The sequence below is a fragment of the Martelella endophytica genome (assembly GCF_000960975.1).
GTDB classification, from domain to species: Bacteria; Pseudomonadota; Alphaproteobacteria; order Rhizobiales; family Rhizobiaceae; genus Martelella; species Martelella endophytica.
Genome location: NZ_CP010803.1, coordinates 1,075,749 through 1,092,069, shown reverse-complemented (window position 1 = coordinate 1,092,069; position 16,321 = coordinate 1,075,749). Strand labels below are relative to the sequence as shown.

At 61.9% G+C, this 16,321-nt stretch carries 18 protein-coding genes; 6 read left to right on the top strand and 12 right to left on the bottom strand.

The genetic code is table 11. From position 1 onward, the window contains the following. Positions 1–95: 95 nt before the first annotated feature. From gyrB to TM49_RS04970, 7 genes are all read right to left on the bottom strand, one after another. On the bottom strand, positions 96–2,531 hold the full coding sequence (gyrB, locus tag TM49_RS05000) for a DNA topoisomerase (ATP-hydrolyzing) subunit B (RefSeq protein ID WP_045679796.1): 2,436 nt from the start codon (positions 2,529–2,531) through the stop codon (positions 96–98). 265 nt (positions 2,532–2,796) lie between these two features. After that, positions 2,797–3,678, bottom strand: a complete 882-nt coding sequence (locus TM49_RS04995; protein WP_045684788.1) for an NAD(P)/FAD-dependent oxidoreductase — start codon at positions 3,676–3,678, stop codon at positions 2,797–2,799. A gap of 4 nt (positions 3,679–3,682) precedes the next feature. Next, positions 3,683–4,129 carry an RrF2 family transcriptional regulator gene (locus tag TM49_RS04990; protein WP_045679795.1) on the bottom strand — a complete coding sequence of 149 codons (447 nt, stop codon included), beginning with the start codon at positions 4,127–4,129 and terminating at the stop codon, positions 3,683–3,685. 137 nt (positions 4,130–4,266) lie between these two features. Continuing rightward, complete coding sequence (locus TM49_RS04985; protein WP_144409481.1) at positions 4,267–4,470, bottom strand: hypothetical protein; 204 nt, start codon at positions 4,468–4,470, stop codon at positions 4,267–4,269. Between the two features lie 214 nt (positions 4,471–4,684). Then, complete coding sequence (locus TM49_RS04980) at positions 4,685–5,047, bottom strand: helix-turn-helix domain-containing protein (RefSeq protein WP_045679793.1); 363 nt, start codon at positions 5,045–5,047, stop codon at positions 4,685–4,687. Between the two features lie 13 nt (positions 5,048–5,060). Beyond that, entirely contained in the window at positions 5,061–5,621 is a 561-nt protein-coding gene (locus TM49_RS04975) for a Smr/MutS family protein (protein ID WP_045679792.1), read from the bottom strand. A 60-nt stretch (positions 5,622–5,681) separates the two neighbouring features. Then, entirely contained in the window at positions 5,682–6,383 is a 702-nt protein-coding gene (locus tag TM49_RS04970) for a Tim44/TimA family putative adaptor protein (RefSeq protein WP_045679791.1), read from the bottom strand. 136 nt (positions 6,384–6,519) lie between these two features. On the opposite strand from TM49_RS04970, the gene TM49_RS04965 reads away from it, so the two are divergent. Both TM49_RS04965 and secB read left to right on the top strand, forming a co-directional pair. Continuing rightward, positions 6,520–7,047: an FxsA family protein gene (locus TM49_RS04965; RefSeq protein ID WP_082074620.1), complete on the top strand. Its 528-nt coding sequence runs from the start codon at positions 6,520–6,522 to the stop codon at positions 7,045–7,047. A 138-nt stretch (positions 7,048–7,185) separates the two neighbouring features. Further along, on the top strand, positions 7,186–7,668 hold the full coding sequence (secB, locus tag TM49_RS04960; RefSeq protein WP_045679789.1) for a protein-export chaperone SecB: 483 nt from the start codon (positions 7,186–7,188) through the stop codon (positions 7,666–7,668). An 86-nt stretch (positions 7,669–7,754) separates the two neighbouring features. On the opposite strand, the gene dnaQ is transcribed toward secB, so the two are convergent. The 5 genes from dnaQ to TM49_RS04935 are packed head-to-tail and all read right to left on the bottom strand — an operon-like array spanning position 7,755 to position 11,342. Continuing rightward, a complete protein-coding gene (dnaQ, locus tag TM49_RS04955) occupies positions 7,755–8,462 on the bottom strand; it encodes a DNA polymerase III subunit epsilon (protein ID WP_045679788.1) in 708 nt (235 codons plus the stop codon). Continuing rightward, positions 8,459–9,052, bottom strand: coding sequence for a dephospho-CoA kinase (gene coaE / locus TM49_RS04950; protein WP_144409480.1), 594 nt, complete (start codon positions 9,050–9,052; stop codon positions 8,459–8,461). The genes dnaQ and coaE overlap by 4 nt, the downstream gene beginning before the upstream one ends. Next, the gene (locus tag TM49_RS04945; RefSeq protein ID WP_045679787.1) at positions 9,049–9,897 is read right to left on the bottom strand and encodes a shikimate dehydrogenase; all 849 of its coding nucleotides are present in this window, start codon (positions 9,895–9,897) and stop codon (positions 9,049–9,051) included. The genes coaE and TM49_RS04945 overlap by 4 nt, the downstream gene beginning before the upstream one ends. Continuing rightward, a complete protein-coding gene (locus tag TM49_RS04940; RefSeq protein WP_045684785.1) occupies positions 9,890–10,498 on the bottom strand; it encodes a Maf family protein in 609 nt (202 codons plus the stop codon). Before TM49_RS04940 ends, TM49_RS04945 begins: the two co-directional genes overlap by 8 nt. A 22-nt stretch (positions 10,499–10,520) precedes the next feature. Next, the gene (locus tag TM49_RS04935; RefSeq protein WP_045684784.1) at positions 10,521–11,342 is read right to left on the bottom strand and encodes a pyruvate, water dikinase regulatory protein; all 822 of its coding nucleotides are present in this window, start codon (positions 11,340–11,342) and stop codon (positions 10,521–10,523) included. Positions 11,343–11,752: 410 nt separating this feature from the next. On the opposite strand from TM49_RS04935, the gene hemE reads away from it, so the two are divergent. The 4 genes from hemE to mnmE all read left to right on the top strand — a co-directional run bounded on the left by hemE (position 11,753) and on the right by mnmE (position 16,242). Then, positions 11,753–12,775: a uroporphyrinogen decarboxylase gene (gene hemE, locus TM49_RS04930; protein WP_045679786.1), complete on the top strand. Its 1,023-nt coding sequence runs from the start codon at positions 11,753–11,755 to the stop codon at positions 12,773–12,775. Between the two features lie 33 nt (positions 12,776–12,808). Beyond that, entirely contained in the window at positions 12,809–13,345 is a 537-nt protein-coding gene (gene hemJ, locus TM49_RS04925) for a protoporphyrinogen oxidase HemJ (RefSeq protein ID WP_045679785.1), read from the top strand. Between the two features lie 200 nt (positions 13,346–13,545). After that, positions 13,546–14,811: a transcription termination factor Rho gene (rho, locus tag TM49_RS04920; RefSeq protein ID WP_144409479.1), complete on the top strand. Its 1,266-nt coding sequence runs from the start codon at positions 13,546–13,548 to the stop codon at positions 14,809–14,811. Between the two features lie 111 nt (positions 14,812–14,922). Continuing rightward, positions 14,923–16,242: a tRNA uridine-5-carboxymethylaminomethyl(34) synthesis GTPase MnmE gene (mnmE, locus tag TM49_RS04915; protein WP_045679784.1), complete on the top strand. Its 1,320-nt coding sequence runs from the start codon at positions 14,923–14,925 to the stop codon at positions 16,240–16,242. The last annotated feature ends 79 nt before the right edge of the window (positions 16,243–16,321 follow it).

The window sequence follows — 16,321 nt, the reverse complement described above, 5'->3', positions numbered from 1 at the left end:
GCCAAGCTTTGCCGAGACGGTTCCGCCAGCAATGAAACAAGAAAGGCGGCATCGCGAGATGCCGCCTTCCTGAATATTCATCGGTGCGGTGCCCGTCAGATATCGAGGTTTGCGACCGAAAGCGCGTTGTCCTGGATGAAGTCGCGGCGCGGTTCCACCTCGTCGCCCATCAGGCGGGAGAACAGCCCGTCGGCGCTGGTGGCATCGGCGACCTTGACCTGCAGCAGCGAGCGGACATTCGGGTCCATCGTGGTCTCCCAAAGCTGCTCGGCATTCATCTCGCCAAGGCCCTTGTAGCGCTGCATGGTCAGGCCGCGACGGCCGGCCTCGAACACGGCTTCCAGCATGGCGCGGGGGCCGAAGATGGTGAGGTCGCCATTCTTGCGCTTCAGCAGCGGCGGCTTTTCGTAAACGTCGTGAAGGCGCTTCTGCATCTGGTCGATGTAGCGTGCATCGGCCGAGCCGATCAGGCTCATGTCGATATTGGCGACTTCCTTGACGCCGCGCACCGTGCGCTCGAAGCGCAGGCCGCCATCGTCGCGGACAAAGCCTTCCCAGCCGCGCTCGGTCTCTTCCGCAATCATATCGAGGCGGGCCGCGATGTCGGCGGCAAGGCGCTCGGCCTCGGCCTGATCGGAAACCCTGTCGGCATTGAGCGCGCCGGCAATCGCCGCCTGTTCGACCACGTGGCGGTCATAGCGGGAATGGATGCCTTCCATGAGGTTGCGCATGCGGATCGCATCGATGATCACCTGGCGGAGATCCTGCCCGGTGCGGACCTCGCCGGTGTGCAGATGCAGGCCGGCTTCTTCCAGGCCCTGCTCGACGAGGTAATCCTCGAGCGCCTGCTCATGCTTCAGATACTGCACCGACTTGCCGCGCGTCACCTTGTAGAGCGGCGGCTGGGCGATATAGAGGTGGCCGCGCTCGATCAGCTCCGGCATCTGCCGGAAGAAGAAGGTGAGCAGCAGCGTGCGGATGTGGGCGCCGTCGACGTCAGCATCGGTCATGATGATGATCTTGTGGTAGCGCAGCTTGTCCGGATTGTACTCGTCCTTGCCGATGCCGGTTCCAAGTGCTGTGATCAGCGTGCCGATTTCCTGGCTCGACAGCATCTTGTCGAAGCGGGCACGCTCGACGTTCAGGATCTTGCCGCGCAGCGGCAGGATCGCCTGGGTCTCACGCGAACGGCCCTGCTTGGCCGAACCGCCAGCGGAATCGCCCTCCACCAGGATCAGTTCGGATTTCGCGGGGTCACGGTTGGAGCAGTCGGCGAGCTTGCCGGGAAGCGAGGCGATATCAAGCGCGCCCTTGCGGCGCGTAAGTTCGCGGGCGCGGCGCGCGGCCTCGCGGGCCGACGCCGCCTCGGCGATCTTGGTGACCAGCACGCGGGCTTCGTTCGGATGTTCCTCCAGCCACTGGCCGAGCGCATCGTTGACGCAGCTTTCGACGACGGGGCGGACTTCCGAGGACACCAGCTTGTCCTTGGTCTGCGAGGAGAACTTCGGATCCGGCACCTTCACCGAAAGCACGGCGGTCAGGCCCTCGCGGCAGTCTTCGCCGGAAAGCGTCACCTTCTCGCGCTTCAGGATGCCGGAGGTGTCGGCATAGCTGATCATCTGCCGGGTGAGCGCGCCGCGGAAACCGGCCATATGGGTGCCGCCGTCGCGCTGCGGGATGTTGTTGGTAAAGCAGAGCACGTTCTCGTGGTAGCTGTCGTTCCACCACATCGACACCTCAACGGTGATGCCGTCCTTTTCGGTCGAGATATAGACCGGATCGGCAATCAGCGGCTTCTTCGAACGGTCGAGATAGGCGACGAAGGCGGCGAGGCCACCGTCATAGTGCATCTCCTTCGACACCGGCTCGGCATGGCGGTTGTCGGTCAGCAGAATGCGCACGCCCGAGTTCAGGAAGGCAAGCTCGTGCAGGCGCTTTTCCAGCGTGTCATAGTCGAAATCGACCATGGTGAAGGTTTCGGAACTCGGCAGGAAGGTGATTTCCGTGCCGGAACGGCCTTCCGCATCGCCGATCACTTCAAGCGGCTTGTCGGCAACGCCGTGGGTGAAGGAGATCTCGTGGAGCTTGCCATTGCGCTTGATGCGCACCTTGAGCCAGACCGAGAGCGCATTGACCACCGAGACGCCGACGCCGTGCAGGCCGCCGGAGACCTTGTAGGAATTCTGGTCGAACTTGCCGCCCGCATGGAGCTGGGTCATGATGACTTCGGCAGCGGAAACGCCTTCGCCGGTGTGGATATCCGTCGGAATGCCGCGGCCGTTGTCGGTCACGGTGACGGAGCCATCCGGATTGAGCGTGACGGTGACGATGTCGGCATGGCCGGCCAGCGCCTCGTCGATCGCGTTGTCGACCACCTCGTAGACCATGTGATGCAGGCCCGAACCGTCATCCGTGTCGCCGATATACATGCCCGGCCGCTTGCGCACGGCATCAAGGCCCTTCAGAACCTTGATCGAATCGGCGCCGTATTCGGCAGGAAGGCCGACAGCAGTTTCTGGAGTATCGCTCATCAACAGGTCTTTCCGAATTTGTCAGGGGCGCGGCTAGCGCGGTCAAAACGCCGCCGAATCACTGCTTTTTCAAACGCAGAGCTTAGGTGAAAAGCCGTTTTCACTCAAATCGCCGGGACCCCTTTTAGCGTCAAATTGGGGATAAACCTAGCCCGTTTCAATGGTTGCGCTCAAGGCCGCCGCGGGTGGGGCGGCCAGGCGGCGGCCTGCAGCAGGTTTTCGCTTGAAACCTCTTGTGATTTCAAAATGATAGTGCCCTGGCTGTTCAGAACACCAGTGAACGGTGCACCGCCGCGCCGGCGAAGGCGCCATCGGCGACCGCCAGTGCCACCGAATGCGGCATCCGCGCGACATCGCCGGCCGCGAAGGCACCGGCGATACTGGTCTCCTTCATCGGGTCGGTTGCGATCTGCAGACCGAGCATGGTCTCTTCCAGCCGGCAGCCGAGCCTTTCGGCAAGCGGTGTCGCCGGCGTTGTGCGGGATGCAACGAAGAGGCCCGCCAGCGCGATCAGGCGGCCATCGGCGAGCCGGACCTCGGCCTCACCTTCAATGCCGGTGACGGGCGTCTCCTCGATGGCGACATTCCGGGCCGTCAGCGACGCGCGCTGCGCCTCATCGAGCGTCAGGGCGCCGTTGACGAAGAAGGTCGTCGGGCCCCATTCAGGGATCAACTCGGCCTGGTGGATCGACATTGACCCGGACGCGATCACTCCGAGCGGCCCCTGATTCAGCTCGTAGCCATGGCAATAGGGGCAGTGGAAGACATGCCGGCCCCAGCGTTCGGCAAGGCCCGCAATCTCCGGCAGGTCATCCTTCACACCGGTGGCAAGCAGCAAGCGCCGCCCCTTGTGCCGGCTTCCGTCTTCCAGCGTGACGGCAAAGGCCTCCTTGCTGCCTTCCACCTCCGTCACCCGGGCATCGATCCAGTCGAGCGTCGGATAGGCTTCAAGCTGCCGCCGGGCGACGGCCGCGATCTCGCCGGGCGGCGTTCCGTCGTTACCCAGAAAGCCGTGAGCGTGGCTTGCAAAACGGTTGCGCCGCTCCCCGGAATCGATCACCAGCACCGTCCGCCGGGCGCGTAGAAGCTGCAGGGCGGCGGACATACCCGCAAAGGCTCCACCGACCACGATCACGTCATGGGTCATTTCATCATCCCTTTCGGTCGCGCCAGGCCTGGTGGCGGCGCTTGAAATCAGCCGCAAGATCGGCCAGCGAAACTTCGGAAAAACGTTCGAGCAACAGCGCTTCAGCGTCCCTGAAGGCATCGTCGAGGGCGGCATTGACCGCCTGCTCGACAAGGCAGGACGGGTTTTCGCTGCGATTGCCGATGGCAAAGACCGCAGGCTCGCCGAGCACGTCATGCAGCTGGCGCAGCGTCACAGTGCCGAGATCGGCGGCAATGCGCCAGCCACCGGCATGGCCGCGCGCGGAGGTGACGAGCCCCTGCTCGCGCAAAAGCCCCATGGTTCGCCGCACCACCACGGGATTGGTGTTCATGCAGGTGGCGAGCTCTTCCGAGGTCATCGGCTTGTCGGGGTGCTCGGCCATGTGGAGCAGGGCGTGCAGGACGGAGGAAAGGCGGCTGTCTCTTTTCATGTAACTTCGTTTATTACATTAAAAGACAAAACGCAAGCGGCCGACGCGCTTCATCAGCGCGCCGACCGGGTCCCCGTCCCCCAACCCTGTGTCGGGACAATGGAATTTCAGGCCTTGCGGGCGTCGGCAGGGGCCTGTCAGGCCAACTTCGAAGGCTTCCAGCGTTCGCCGGGCTCAATCAGAGCGGCACCGGCAAAAGTCGCCATTTCGCTTTCGGCCTTGTTGTTCGTAAGAATGCCGTTCCAGTGCAGATAGAGATAGCTGTCACGCACGATCTGGTTTTCGGGAGGCATTTCGGCGGCGAGATTGTTGCGGTGGGAATGGGCGGCCAACTGGGCCATTTCCGTCTCCATGGGACTTGCGATGCGGGAGGCGCCTCCTTTGCCGAGGCGGCTTCGCATTCGGGACCTCTCACGCTAGCAGGGCCGGATGCAGAGAACCTCTTTGGCCAGAACGCCTGTCGAGATCCCGAATGCAGGTTCACGCTAGGCCCATCGAAGGAAAGCTGCTTTGACCTTGCTCAAAAAGTCAGAGGCCCTGTCACTTTTTTCGACTTCAGCGCTTCTGGTAACGTCTCAGGATGGCATCGACGGCTTCGACATCCGCCGCATCGAGCTGGCCGATGACCCGCGCGAGGCGGTTGGCAAGCGCCGTATGGGCGGCGGACATGCCGATGGTATCGATCACGACCCGCGGATCGGACTGGTCGGCGATCGAAAACAGCGCCTCTGCGTCATCCCAGATGATGTGGAAATAGCCGGCGACGCGCTGCAGGAAATCGAAGCTCGGCTTGCCGCGCCGGCCGTGTTCAAGCGCCGAAAGATAGGCCGGTGAGACGCCGATGGCGGCCGCCATTTCCTTTTGCGAAATGCCGCGCTGAGCGCGCAGCTCCCGAACAGCCTCTCCGAAAGGGGTCATGGTCCACGTCCTTCTATGCGCCCTTCCTGCGGGCGAGGCGCACATAAAGCGCCCCGTCGCCGCCATGATGCCGCGCCGCTGTCTCGTAAGAGGAGATCAGCGGCCTGAAATCCGGCAGCGAAAACCACATCGGCACCGCCCGCTTCAGCACGCCATCGCTGCCGAAGGACGCGCCCTTGCCGGTGATGACAAGCACATGCCGGTGTCCGCGCTCATGGGCGCGGCGAACGAAGGCGAGCAGCAATGCATGCGCCTCGTCCTGGAACAGGCCGTGCAGGTCGATACGTGCATCGATCGCGACGCGGCCGCTGGCGAGCTTGCGTTTGACCGGGCGTTCGAGCGGGTGGTGCTCTCGCTCCGCCGGCGGCTTCAGCTTTGGCAATGCCAGCGGAGAGACGCTCGCCTTTCGGGTATCGTCCTTTTTCGCCGGTTTGGAAATGCCGTTCATCAGCTCCTGAAAGCTTTCGGCCGGCCTCTCGGGCTTTTCGGGCTTCCTGCCGGGGAGCGGTCGCGCCGTGCGGGCGACCTTGTTCCACAGTTCCCGCTCTTCCGATGAGAGCTTCCGGCGGCTCATGCGAATGAAACTCCCGTCAGGGCCTGCCGGGCCCGCATGGTTGCGTAAGGCGGCGGCCCGTTATTCGGAGGCGGTCGCGATGAGTTTCCAGTTCGGATCGCGCGAGCGCGTGTCGCGGGCGAAGGTCCAGAGATCCCGGACCTCGGCGATTTCTTCCGGATCGCCCTCGACGAGGCCGCCATCGCGGCCATAGGTCGCCGAGATCATCTGGCTGACGATCCGCAGCGTGACCTTGGCTTCCGACTTCTCGATCTCGGCATCGGTGATCTCGGCCTTCTCGACGCCGACGAAATTGGCCTTCACCGTCTCGCCGCGGGCCTCGCGCTCGCTCATGGCGGCGTTGAAACCCTCATAGACTTCCTTGGAGAGCAGGTTCTTCAGCGTCTTGCGGTCGCCATCGGCAAAGGCCATGACGATCATTTCATAGGCCGAGCGCGCGCCCTTCAGGAAGGTCTCGGGATCGAACTGCGGATCGGCCTCGACGATCGCGCGCAGGCCGGTATTGATCGGCGTGCCGGGGGCGGCAACGCGATCGACGGCGGCAAGGCGCGCTTCCTCGCGCTCCTTCTCGACACCCGGCAGGGTGATGACGTTGCCCTCGTTCTTCCCGGTTTCCTGCACATCCGCGCGCGAGCGCACGGCCGGCTGCTCGTAGCGCGGCTTCTCATTGCCGGTGCGGCGGCCGAGAACACTGCGGAGCTGAAAGAAAATCACCACCGCGGCCACCAGAAAGAAAAGGGTAATCAGATCACTCGTGCCCATCGGGTTCCCTATTGCCGTTTGCCGTATTGCCTCAGACCCCCATATAGACTTCACAGGGCCATGATTCAAATGTAACACTTTCATCGCGCACCTTCACGATGAAGAAAACGAAAGACAAGCCGGACAGGACGCTATTTTGCCTTTTCTGATCGCGATCATCCTCTTCCCGTTCATCGAAATCGCCGGCTTCATCGTCGTCGGCCGGGCGATCGGCCTGTTTCCGACGCTGGGGCTGATCATGCTCACCGCCGTGATCGGCGCCATTCTGCTGCGTGTGCAGGGGTTCGGCGTGCTGCAGCGACTGAACACAGCCGCCAGTGATGGCGGCGATCCGGGCCGGGAGATGATCCATGGCGCCATGATCGTGCTGGCCGGCATCCTGCTTCTGATCCCGGGCTTCGTCACTGATATCCTCGGCCTGCTGCTGTTCATTCCGCCGGTGCGCGATCTGGTGTGGAAGCATTTCCGCAACAACATGGTCGTGGTCTCCAGCCGCTCGTCCTTCTTTGGCGGCGGCGCGGCCCCCCGTGGCCCCCAACGGCCGGGCGGCAAGCGCCCGAACGTGGTCGATCTCGACGCTTCGGATTTCTCCTCCGATCCGGACCCGAACTCGCCCTGGGCAGATCGGGACGACAAGCGGCTCGACGACGACAAGAAGTCGTAGCCTCAACCACGCCCTTATCCCCGGACACGCAAGGTTTTTTCAACGTGCAACCACCGGCTTTCGGCCGGTTGCGAGGGTTGTGCGTTTCCCCGGCAAGTGCTAACTGGCATCCACATTGATTTTTCAAGAGGACGCGACATGGCTGAAGAAAACGGCGCAGAAAAGAAGGAAAGCCCTTCGCTGAGCATTCTGACCCAGTACATCAAGGATCTCTCCTTCGAAAACCCGGCTGCTCCGGCCTCGCTGCAGAAGCGCGACAACCAGCCGGCGATCAATATCAGCGTCAACGTCAACGCCAATCCGCTCGGCGACGACAACTACGATGTGCTGCTTTCACTGAAGGCAGAAGCCAAGTCGGGCGACAAGCCGCTGTTCCTCTGCGAACTGCTCTATGGCGGCGTCTTCCGCGTTGCGAATTTCCCGAAGGAACACGTGCTGCCGATGCTGTTCATCGAATGCCCGCGGCTGCTCTTCCCCTTCGCCCGCCAGGTCGTGGCCGACGCCACCCGCAACGGTGGCTTCCCGCCGCTTCTGGTCGATCCGATCGATTTCGCCCAGATGTTCCAGCGCCGCATGGCCGAGGAACAGGCCCGCGCCAAGGTCCAGCAGCCGGCCAACTGATCGGCAAGCACCTTGCAGAAATGAAAAACCCGGTCGTTTGGCCGGGTTTTGTTTTTGAGGCTGATGAAGGCGCTTCGTGCGAGCGGCTACTTCACCCTGTTCCACAAAGCGTTGTCGCCGATCTTCGCCACCATCGCCTCATGCGCGGCGACCTCTTCGGGATGGACGCGCGGGGCAAGCGGGCGGGGGCGCACGAGCGGCGGCAGCTGGCGGATATTGCCGTCGCTGTCATAGGCATCATAGGTGCCGGCATTGACCAGACGGAAAGCCGCCTGCCGTCCGCCGGACATTTCGATATAGACTTCGGCGAGCAGTTCCGCGTCGAGCAGCGCGCCGTGCTTGGTACGGTGGGCATTGTCGATCGAATAGCGCTTGCAGAGCGCGTCGAGGCTGTTCGGACCCATCGGATGCTTGCGCCGGGCAAGCGCCAGCGTATCGACCACCATGTCGTCGGGGATCGGCGGCTTGCCCAGCCGTCCGAGCTCGACATTGATGAAGCCCATGTCGAAGCTCGCATTGTGGGCGATCCAGCGCGCGCCTTCGAAGAATTCAAGGAGCTCGTCGGCAACGGCCGAAAACACCGGCTTGTCCTTCAGGAATTCGTCCGTGATGCCGTGAACCTGCAGCGCCTCGGGGTGAACGGTCTTGCCATCCGGGTTGATATAGACGTGAAAGGTCCGCCCTGTCGGGAAGTGGTCGATCAGTTCGACGCCGCCGATCTCGATCAGCCGGTCGTCGTTCTTGTCCATGCCCGTGGTTTCGGTATCGAAGATGATATCGCGTGTAACTTTCATGACTGTCCCTTGCCGCGGATGTCGGCGATGATGGCAAAAACCGCCTGGCGCGCATCATCTAGCCCATGTCCGGTATCGACAATATAATCAGCCCGGGCGCGTTTTTCGCCATCGGGAAGCTGCCGTTTCAGGATCCCCTCGAACTTTTCCACCGTCATTTCCGGACGCGACAGCACGCGCTCCCTCTGGATCGCCGGATCGCAGGTGACGACCACGACGATGTCGACATCCTTCTCGCTGCCGGTTTCAAACAGAAGCGGCGTGTCGAGCACCGCGATATCGGCGCCATCGGCCGCGGCCTTTTCGAGGAAGGACTGCCGCTCCTCAAACACCAGCGGATGGACGATCGCCTCGAGCCTGCGAAAGTTCTCCGGCTTTCCGGAAAGTGCGCGAGAAAGACGTGCCCGATCGATCGCGCCATCGACCGTCACGCCGGGAAACGCTGCCTCGACGGGGGCAACGGCGCGACCGCGATAGAGCGCATGCACGGCCGCATCGGCGTCGTGCACGGGAATGCCGGCCGCGGCGAAAAAGCCGGCAGTCGTCGATTTGCCCATGCCGATGGAGCCGGTGAGGCCGATGATCTTCAAGCGCCAACCTCCAGATCCGCAAGAATTTCGGCCCGAAGCGCGCTGTCCACCTCCGGCCGTTGGCCGAACCATTTTTCAAAACCCGGCACCGCCTGATGCAGCAGCATGCCAAGGCCATCCACCGTTGCAAAACCCTGTTCGCGCGCCTGCTTCAGGATCGGCGTTTCAAGCGGTACATAGACGATGTCGGTGACCAGCGCGCCCCTTGCCAGTATCGAGAAATCGAATTCCGGCACCGCGCCGCCCTTCATGCCGAGCGAAGTGGAGTTGACGAAAAGGCCGGCCCCCTCCATCGCACCAGAAAGCGCATCCATGCCGGCAGCCTTCACCTCAGGCCCGAACCGTTCGGCGAGTTCCTCGGCGCGGGCGAGGGTGCGGTTGATCAGGTGGATTTCGGCAATCCCCCGGTTCACCAGCGCCTCCACGATGGAACGCGCACCGCCGCCGGCGCCGAGTATGACGGCCTTTTCCACCTTGTCCCAGCCCGGTGCCTCGGCATCGAGATTGCCGGAAAAGCCCATGGCATCGGTGTTGCTAGCATGGACAAGACCGTCGCGGACCCAGAGCGTGTTCGCCGCGCCGAGCGCCGTTGCAAGCGCATCCGGCCGGTCGGCAAGTTCGAAGGCAGCGACCTTGTGGGGAATGGTGACGTTGCAGCCGACGAAGCCCGCTTCTCCCGAACGCAGGCCTTCGATGAAAGCGCCGATCTCGTCCGGGGCCACATCCTTGCGGATATAATCGCCGGCAATGTCGTATTTTTTCAGCCAATAGCCGTGCACCAGCGGGGAGCGCGACTGGGAGACGGGGTGGCCGATGACGCAGGCGCGCCGCAAGGGTTCAGTCATCAATGGCTCCAAGTTCGCGGAGCGCGCCAAGCAGCATCAGCATCGGCAGCCCCAGAATGGTGAAGAAATCGCCTTCGATCTTCGAAAACAGCCGCACCCCGGCGCCTTCGAGCTGATAGGTGCCGGAGGAAAACAGTACCGCGTCCGGAATATCCGCCAAATAGGCGTCAATGAAGGCATCGTTGAGAGGGCGCATGTGCAACGTTGCGGTCTCGCTGCCGGCATAAAGCACGTCACCGTTGCGGGCGATCGAGACCGCGCTGATCAGTTCGTGGGTCCGGCTGGAAAGGCGACGAAGATGCGCCTTCGCCTCCTCCCGGCTTTCCGGCTTCGACCAGGGCTTGCCGGCAAAGGCCATGACCTGGTCGCCACCGATGACAAAGGCATCCGGTGCCTTGCGGGAGATGGCGAGCGCCTTTTCCCGCGCGAGGAGGGAAGCGAGGAAGGCGGGCGTCGCTCCGATCTTCAGATAGGGCGCCTCGACGGCACGCTCGTCGACCTCTGGCCGCATCGCCGCGAAGGCGAGCCCGGCATTCTTCATCAGGGCCTGTCGCGAGGGACTGGTGGAGGCGAGTATCAGCTTTGCGGCAGTCTTCTGCATGGGCATGCTCCTCATCCGCTCCTTATTTGAGCTGGTCCTTCAAGGCAAGGATCGCGGCCGCCGTCTCCTCGATCGAGCGGCGGGTGACGTCGAGCAGCGGCCAGTCGTTCTGGGCGGCGAGGCTGCGGGCATATTTCAGTTCCTCGGCGATCACCGCCCGATCGGTATATTCGTTCTTGCCGTGATCGCCGCCGCTGCCGAATTCGCGGAACTCGCGCACCTGCGAAATCCGTCCGGTCGAGGCGATCAGGCAGACGATCAGCGGTTTCTTCGCCTTGTAGAGGCTCGGCGGCAAGTCAGCCCCCGGCACGATCGGAATATTGGCGGCCTTGATGCCGCGATTGGCAAGATAGACGCATGTCGGTGTCTTCGACGTGCGGGAGATGCCGAGGATGACGACATCGGCTTCGTCATAGCTCTCCGGCATCTGGCCGTCATCATGGTCCATGGCGAAGTTCAGCGCCTCGATGCGGGCGAAATAGTCCTCGTCCAGGCTGTGCTGGGCGCCGCTGCGCCTGCGCGAGGCCGTGCCGAGATAGCTCTGAAACACCTTGCCGACAGGCTCCAGGAGGTTGACGCAGGGCACCGCCATGTCGCGGCACATCTCGTCGATCAGGGCCGAAAGCTCCTCGTTTACCAGGGTGTAGAGCACGATGCCCGGCGCTTCGTCGATCGCGCGCAGCACCGGCAGCAACTGCTTGCGGCTGCGGATCAGCGGATAGACGTGCTCGATCGGCTCGTAACCGCCGAATTGCGCCGAAACCGCGCGGCCGGCCGAGATCAAAGTTTCCCCGGTCGAATCAGAGACCAGATGGAGGTGGAAGAAGTTTTTGCGGTTTTCCACGATGTCCTTCGCCTCCTGTTCATAACACTGGACAACCCGGGATGCCGGAACGGCGCCCGAATTTGCCTGTGGGAAGCCTTCCGGTTTTTCCACATGTCCTGTTTTCGGCAAGACGATCCGGCCTGCTTGTTGAAAACGGGGAGAAAGCCATCCCCGCACAGAACTTTCCAGTGGTTATGCACAGGCTCGCTGCAGATGCGCAATCCATTCAGCGCCTTGAATCCAAATTTGAATCCGCAATCGTCCCCGGAATTCTCCAGTTCGGCGGATTTCCGTTGCCGGCCGGTTTGCGCAAACGGTGGAAAAGACTCATCGTCGCGGCAAAACCTTTAATCCTTGATCGTCACAGACTCTAAGAAATAAAAGGAATCCAGAATAAGAAAGATTCATTATTGGAAAGGGCTGGGGATATGGCGAAACGAGCACTGATGCGCGTGCTTGACGGTGAAACCATCACCCCGCCACCGCTTTGGCTGATGCGCCAGGCAGGGCGATACCTGCCCGAGTATCGGGCGGTACGCGAAAAGGCCGGCGGGTTTCTCGACCTTTGCTACAATCCGGACTTTGCCACCGAGGTCACACTCCAGCCGATCCGCCGTTATGGCTTTGATGCAGCCATCCTGTTTTCGGACATACTGGTCATCCCCGATGCGCTGAAGCGCGGTGTTCGCTTTGAAAAGGGTGAAGGCCCACGCATGGAGCCGATCGGCGAGGATGCCGTTGACGGCCTGCTGAAGGCCTATGAGGCAGCAAGGCTCGACCCGGTGATCGAGACGGTGCGACGGCTGAAACGCGAGCTTCCGGCGGAAACCACGCTGCTTGGCTTCTGCGGGGCACCCTGGACGGTCGCGACCTACATGATTGCCGGCCGCGGCACGCCCGATCAGGCCCCCGCGCGATTGTTTGCCTATCGGCATCGGGCCGACTTCCTGAAGCTCCTCGATATCCTCGCCGACCTTTCGGCCGACTATCTGATCCGCCAGCTGGAGGCCGGCGCCGATGCGGTGCAGATCTTCGACAGCTGGGCCGGCGTGCTGGGTGAGGGCGATTTCGCCGATTTCGCCGCTGGACCGGTGAGGCGCATTGTCGACAAGGTGCGCGCCGCACGGCCGGATGCGAAGATAATCGCCTTCGCCAAGGGCGCCGGTGCCAATCTTGCCACCTACAGGCAGGCGACCGACGCCAACGCCATCGGCCTCGACTGGAGTGTGCCGCTTTCCTTTGCGCGTGAGCTGCAGAAGGAAGGCGCCGTGCAGGGCAATCTCGATCCGCTGGCCGTGATCGCCGGCGGCGATGCCATGCGCATCAAGATCGATCAGATTCTGGAGGCGCTTTCCGGCGGTCCGTTCATCTTCAATCTCGGCCATGGCATTACGCCGGAGGCCGATCCGGAAACCGTCGCGGCGCTGGTGAACCAGGTGCGCGGATTATAAATCATTGTTTTAAAATAATAATTGGAGGAAACCATGGGTAATGAAACAGGCAAGGCAGCCGGCAAGAAATCGGCCAGCCGCGCGCTGACGGTTCTGCTCGTCTTTCTGTTCATCTGTCTTGGCTTGTTCGTCTTCGACCGTAATGGTTTCTACAATTGGGCCAAGGCCTTCCATGTGATTGCCGTGATCGCCTGGATGGCCGGCATGTTCTACATGCCGCGGCTTTTCGTCTATCACGCCGATTCAGAACCGGGTTCCGAAAAATCGGAGACCTTCAAGGTGATGGAATACCGGCTGATGAAGATCATCATGAACCCGGCGATGATCCTCACCTGGATTTTCGGCCTCTACCTTGCCTGGGACGGCTTCCGTTTCGGCGGCGGCTGGCTTCACGTGAAGATTCTTGCCGTGTTCCTGATGTCGGGTGTCCACGGCTATTTCAGCAAGGCGATGAAGGACTTCGCGGCCGACAAGCGCAACACCACGCCGCGGCATTGGCGCATCTTCAACGAGGTGCCGACGGTGCTGATGGTGATCGCCGTGATCATGGTCATCCTGAAGCCGTTTTAATCGAATGATGAAGGGTTTGACCGTTTTTCTGCGGTAAAAGTTGCGATTTGCTCTTGTAACCGCGACGGCAAATCAGTATCTTCCGGCCAACTCATCCAAAAAGGCTGTGCGAAAGTACTCCCCTGCGCCAATCCGACTTGGCCTCGCTCTACCAGCGCAACCAGCCTTTCTATCATCACCACACATTTACGGTTTTCTTCATGTCGCAAATGAAGCTCCAGGAACTGAAGAGCAAAACGCCGACCGATCTCCTTGCCTTTGCCGAATCTCTCGAGGTTGAAGGCGCGAGCACGATGCGCAAGCAGGAACTGATGTTTGCCATCCTGAAAGTGCTCGCCACACAGGAAGTCGAGATCATCGGCGAGGGCGTCGTGGAAGTGCTGCAGGATGGCTTCGGCTTCCTGCGCTCGGCCAACGCCAACTATCTTCCGGGTCCGGACGATATCTATATTTCCCCTTCGCAGATCCGCCGTTTCGCGCTCAAGACCGGTGATACGGTCGAAGGACCGATCCGCGGGCCGAAGGAGGGCGAGCGCTATTTCGCGCTGCTGAAGGTCAACACGATCAATTCCGACGATCCGGAAAAGATCCGCCACAAGGTCCACTTCGACAATCTGACGCCGCTTTATCCGGACGAGCGCTTCAACATGGAGCTCGACAATCCGACGTCGAAGGATCTGTCGCCGCGCGTCATCGATCTGGTGGCGCCGCTCGGCAAGGGCCAGCGTGGCCTGATCGTCGCGCCGCCGCGCACGGGTAAGACGGTTCTCCTGCAGAACATCGCCCATTCGATCACCGCCAACCATCCGGAATGCTTCCTGATCGTGCTGCTCATCGACGAGCGCCCCGAGGAAGTGACCGACATGCAGCGTTCGGTGAAGGGCGAGGTCGTTTCCTCCACCTTTGACGAGCCGGCTGCCCGCCACGTCCAGGTTGCCGAAATGGTCATCGAGAAGGCGAAGCGCCTTGTCGAACATGGCCGCGATGTCGTCATCCTCCTTGACTCGATCACCCGTCTCGGCCGTGCCTACAACACCGTCGTGCCGTCTTCCGGCAAGGTGCTGACCGGTGGTGTCGACGCCAACGCCCTGCAGCGGCCGAAGCGCTTCTTCGGTGCGGCCCGCAACATCGAGGAAGGCGGTTCGCTGACCATCATCGCGACCGCGCTGATCGATACCGGCAGCCGCATGGACGAAGTCATCTTCGAAGAGTTCAAGGGTACCGGCAACTCGGAAATCGTGCTCGACCGCAAGGTCGCCGACAAGCGCATCTTCCCGGCCATGGATATCCTCAAGTCCGGTACGCGTAAGGAAGACCTTCTGGTTCCGCGTCAGGACCTGCAGAAGATTTTCGTCCTTCGCCGTATCCTCGCCCCGATGGGCACGACCGATGGTATCGAGTTCCTGATCGACAAGCTGAAGCAGACGAAGAACAATGCGGAGTTCTTCGACTCGATGAACACCTGACGCTGTTCGGGTTGAAAACACTGAAGTCCAAGGTCAATCTCCCCCCTGTGGGGAGATTTTCCGTTTCTGGAACCTGCCATCCAAAACATTGAAATAGCTCAGGTTATCGAAATGTCTTCTGATCTCGACACGATCTACGCCCTTTCCAGCGGCGCCTTGCCCGCAGGCGTTGCCGTCGTGCGGATTTCGGGACCGGAAGCGTTTGCGGCATGCCAGGCCATTGCCGGCGCGGTTCCGCAGCCGCGCCGGGCGCGACTGATGCGGCTTGCGGATGCCGAGGGTGGTGCGATCGATACCGGTCTGGTTCTCGCCTTTCGGGCCCCGGCCTCCTTCACCGGCGAGGACTGTGTCGAGTTTCATCTGCATGGTGGCCGCGCCGTGGTGCGGGCCATGCTCGATCGGCTTTCAGCCATGCCCGGCATGCGCCATGCGGAAGCTGGCGAATTCACCCGGCGGGCGTTCGAGAACGGCAAGCTCGATCTGGTCGAGGCAGAGGGCCTTTCCGACATGATCGTCGCCGAAACCGAGATGCAGCGGCGACTGGCCATGGAACAGGCGGGCGGTGCGCTTTCGGGACTCTACGAAGGCTGGGCGCGGGAACTCACCCATGCTCGGGCGATGATCGAGGCCGAGCTCGATTTCTCCGATGAGGAGGACATTCCGGGCTCCGTCTCGGCCACCATCTGGGATGGCGTTGCCGCGACCACGGAAGCCATTCGCTCGCATCTGGAAGGCGGGCAGGCCGCAGAAATCATCCGGGATGGTTACCAGGTGGTTATCGCCGGTCCGCCAAACGCCGGAAAATCAAGCCTTCTCAATGCTTTGGCGCGGCGCGACATTGCCATTGTCACCGATGTCGCCGGCACGACACGCGACATTCTCGAGGTACAGCTCGATATCGGTGGTTATGCCGTTCGGCTTTACGATACGGCCGGCCTGCGCGAGACGGAAGATGTTGTTGAAGCCGAGGGCGTCCGTCGCGCGCGCGCGCTGGCCGAGAAGGCGGAGCTGGTGCTTCTGCTGAACGATCTCTCCGAACAAATGTCTGAAGCGTCGGAACTGACCGATCGTGACTGTCTCCGTATCGGCACAAAGGTCGACATGGTTTCGGGAGAGACCGGCGGCTATGATCTTGTGCTATCGGCGAAGACGGGGGAGGGGCTCGACCGTTTGATCGCTGCGATCGGCGATCGGCTAGCCGTCAGGCTTGGCGGCCTGTCGCTGAGCCTGCCCGTTCGCGAGCGGCAGCGGGGTTACCTGCGTGAGGCGCTGACGCATCTGGAGGCGGCACTTGCTGCACGGACACTCTCCCCGGAATTCCCTTCGGAAGCCCTGCGCGCGGCAGCGCAATCGCTCGGCCGGATCACCGGGCGTGTCGATGTGGAAGACCTGCTCGACGTGATCTTCTCCTCCTTCTGTGTTGGCAAGTAGGCTGGCCGTGTTTCACGTGAAACATTCTTGACTCGCCGCCGATCAGACGGCAAAACCCAGACCCGGGCTCCGAGACGTC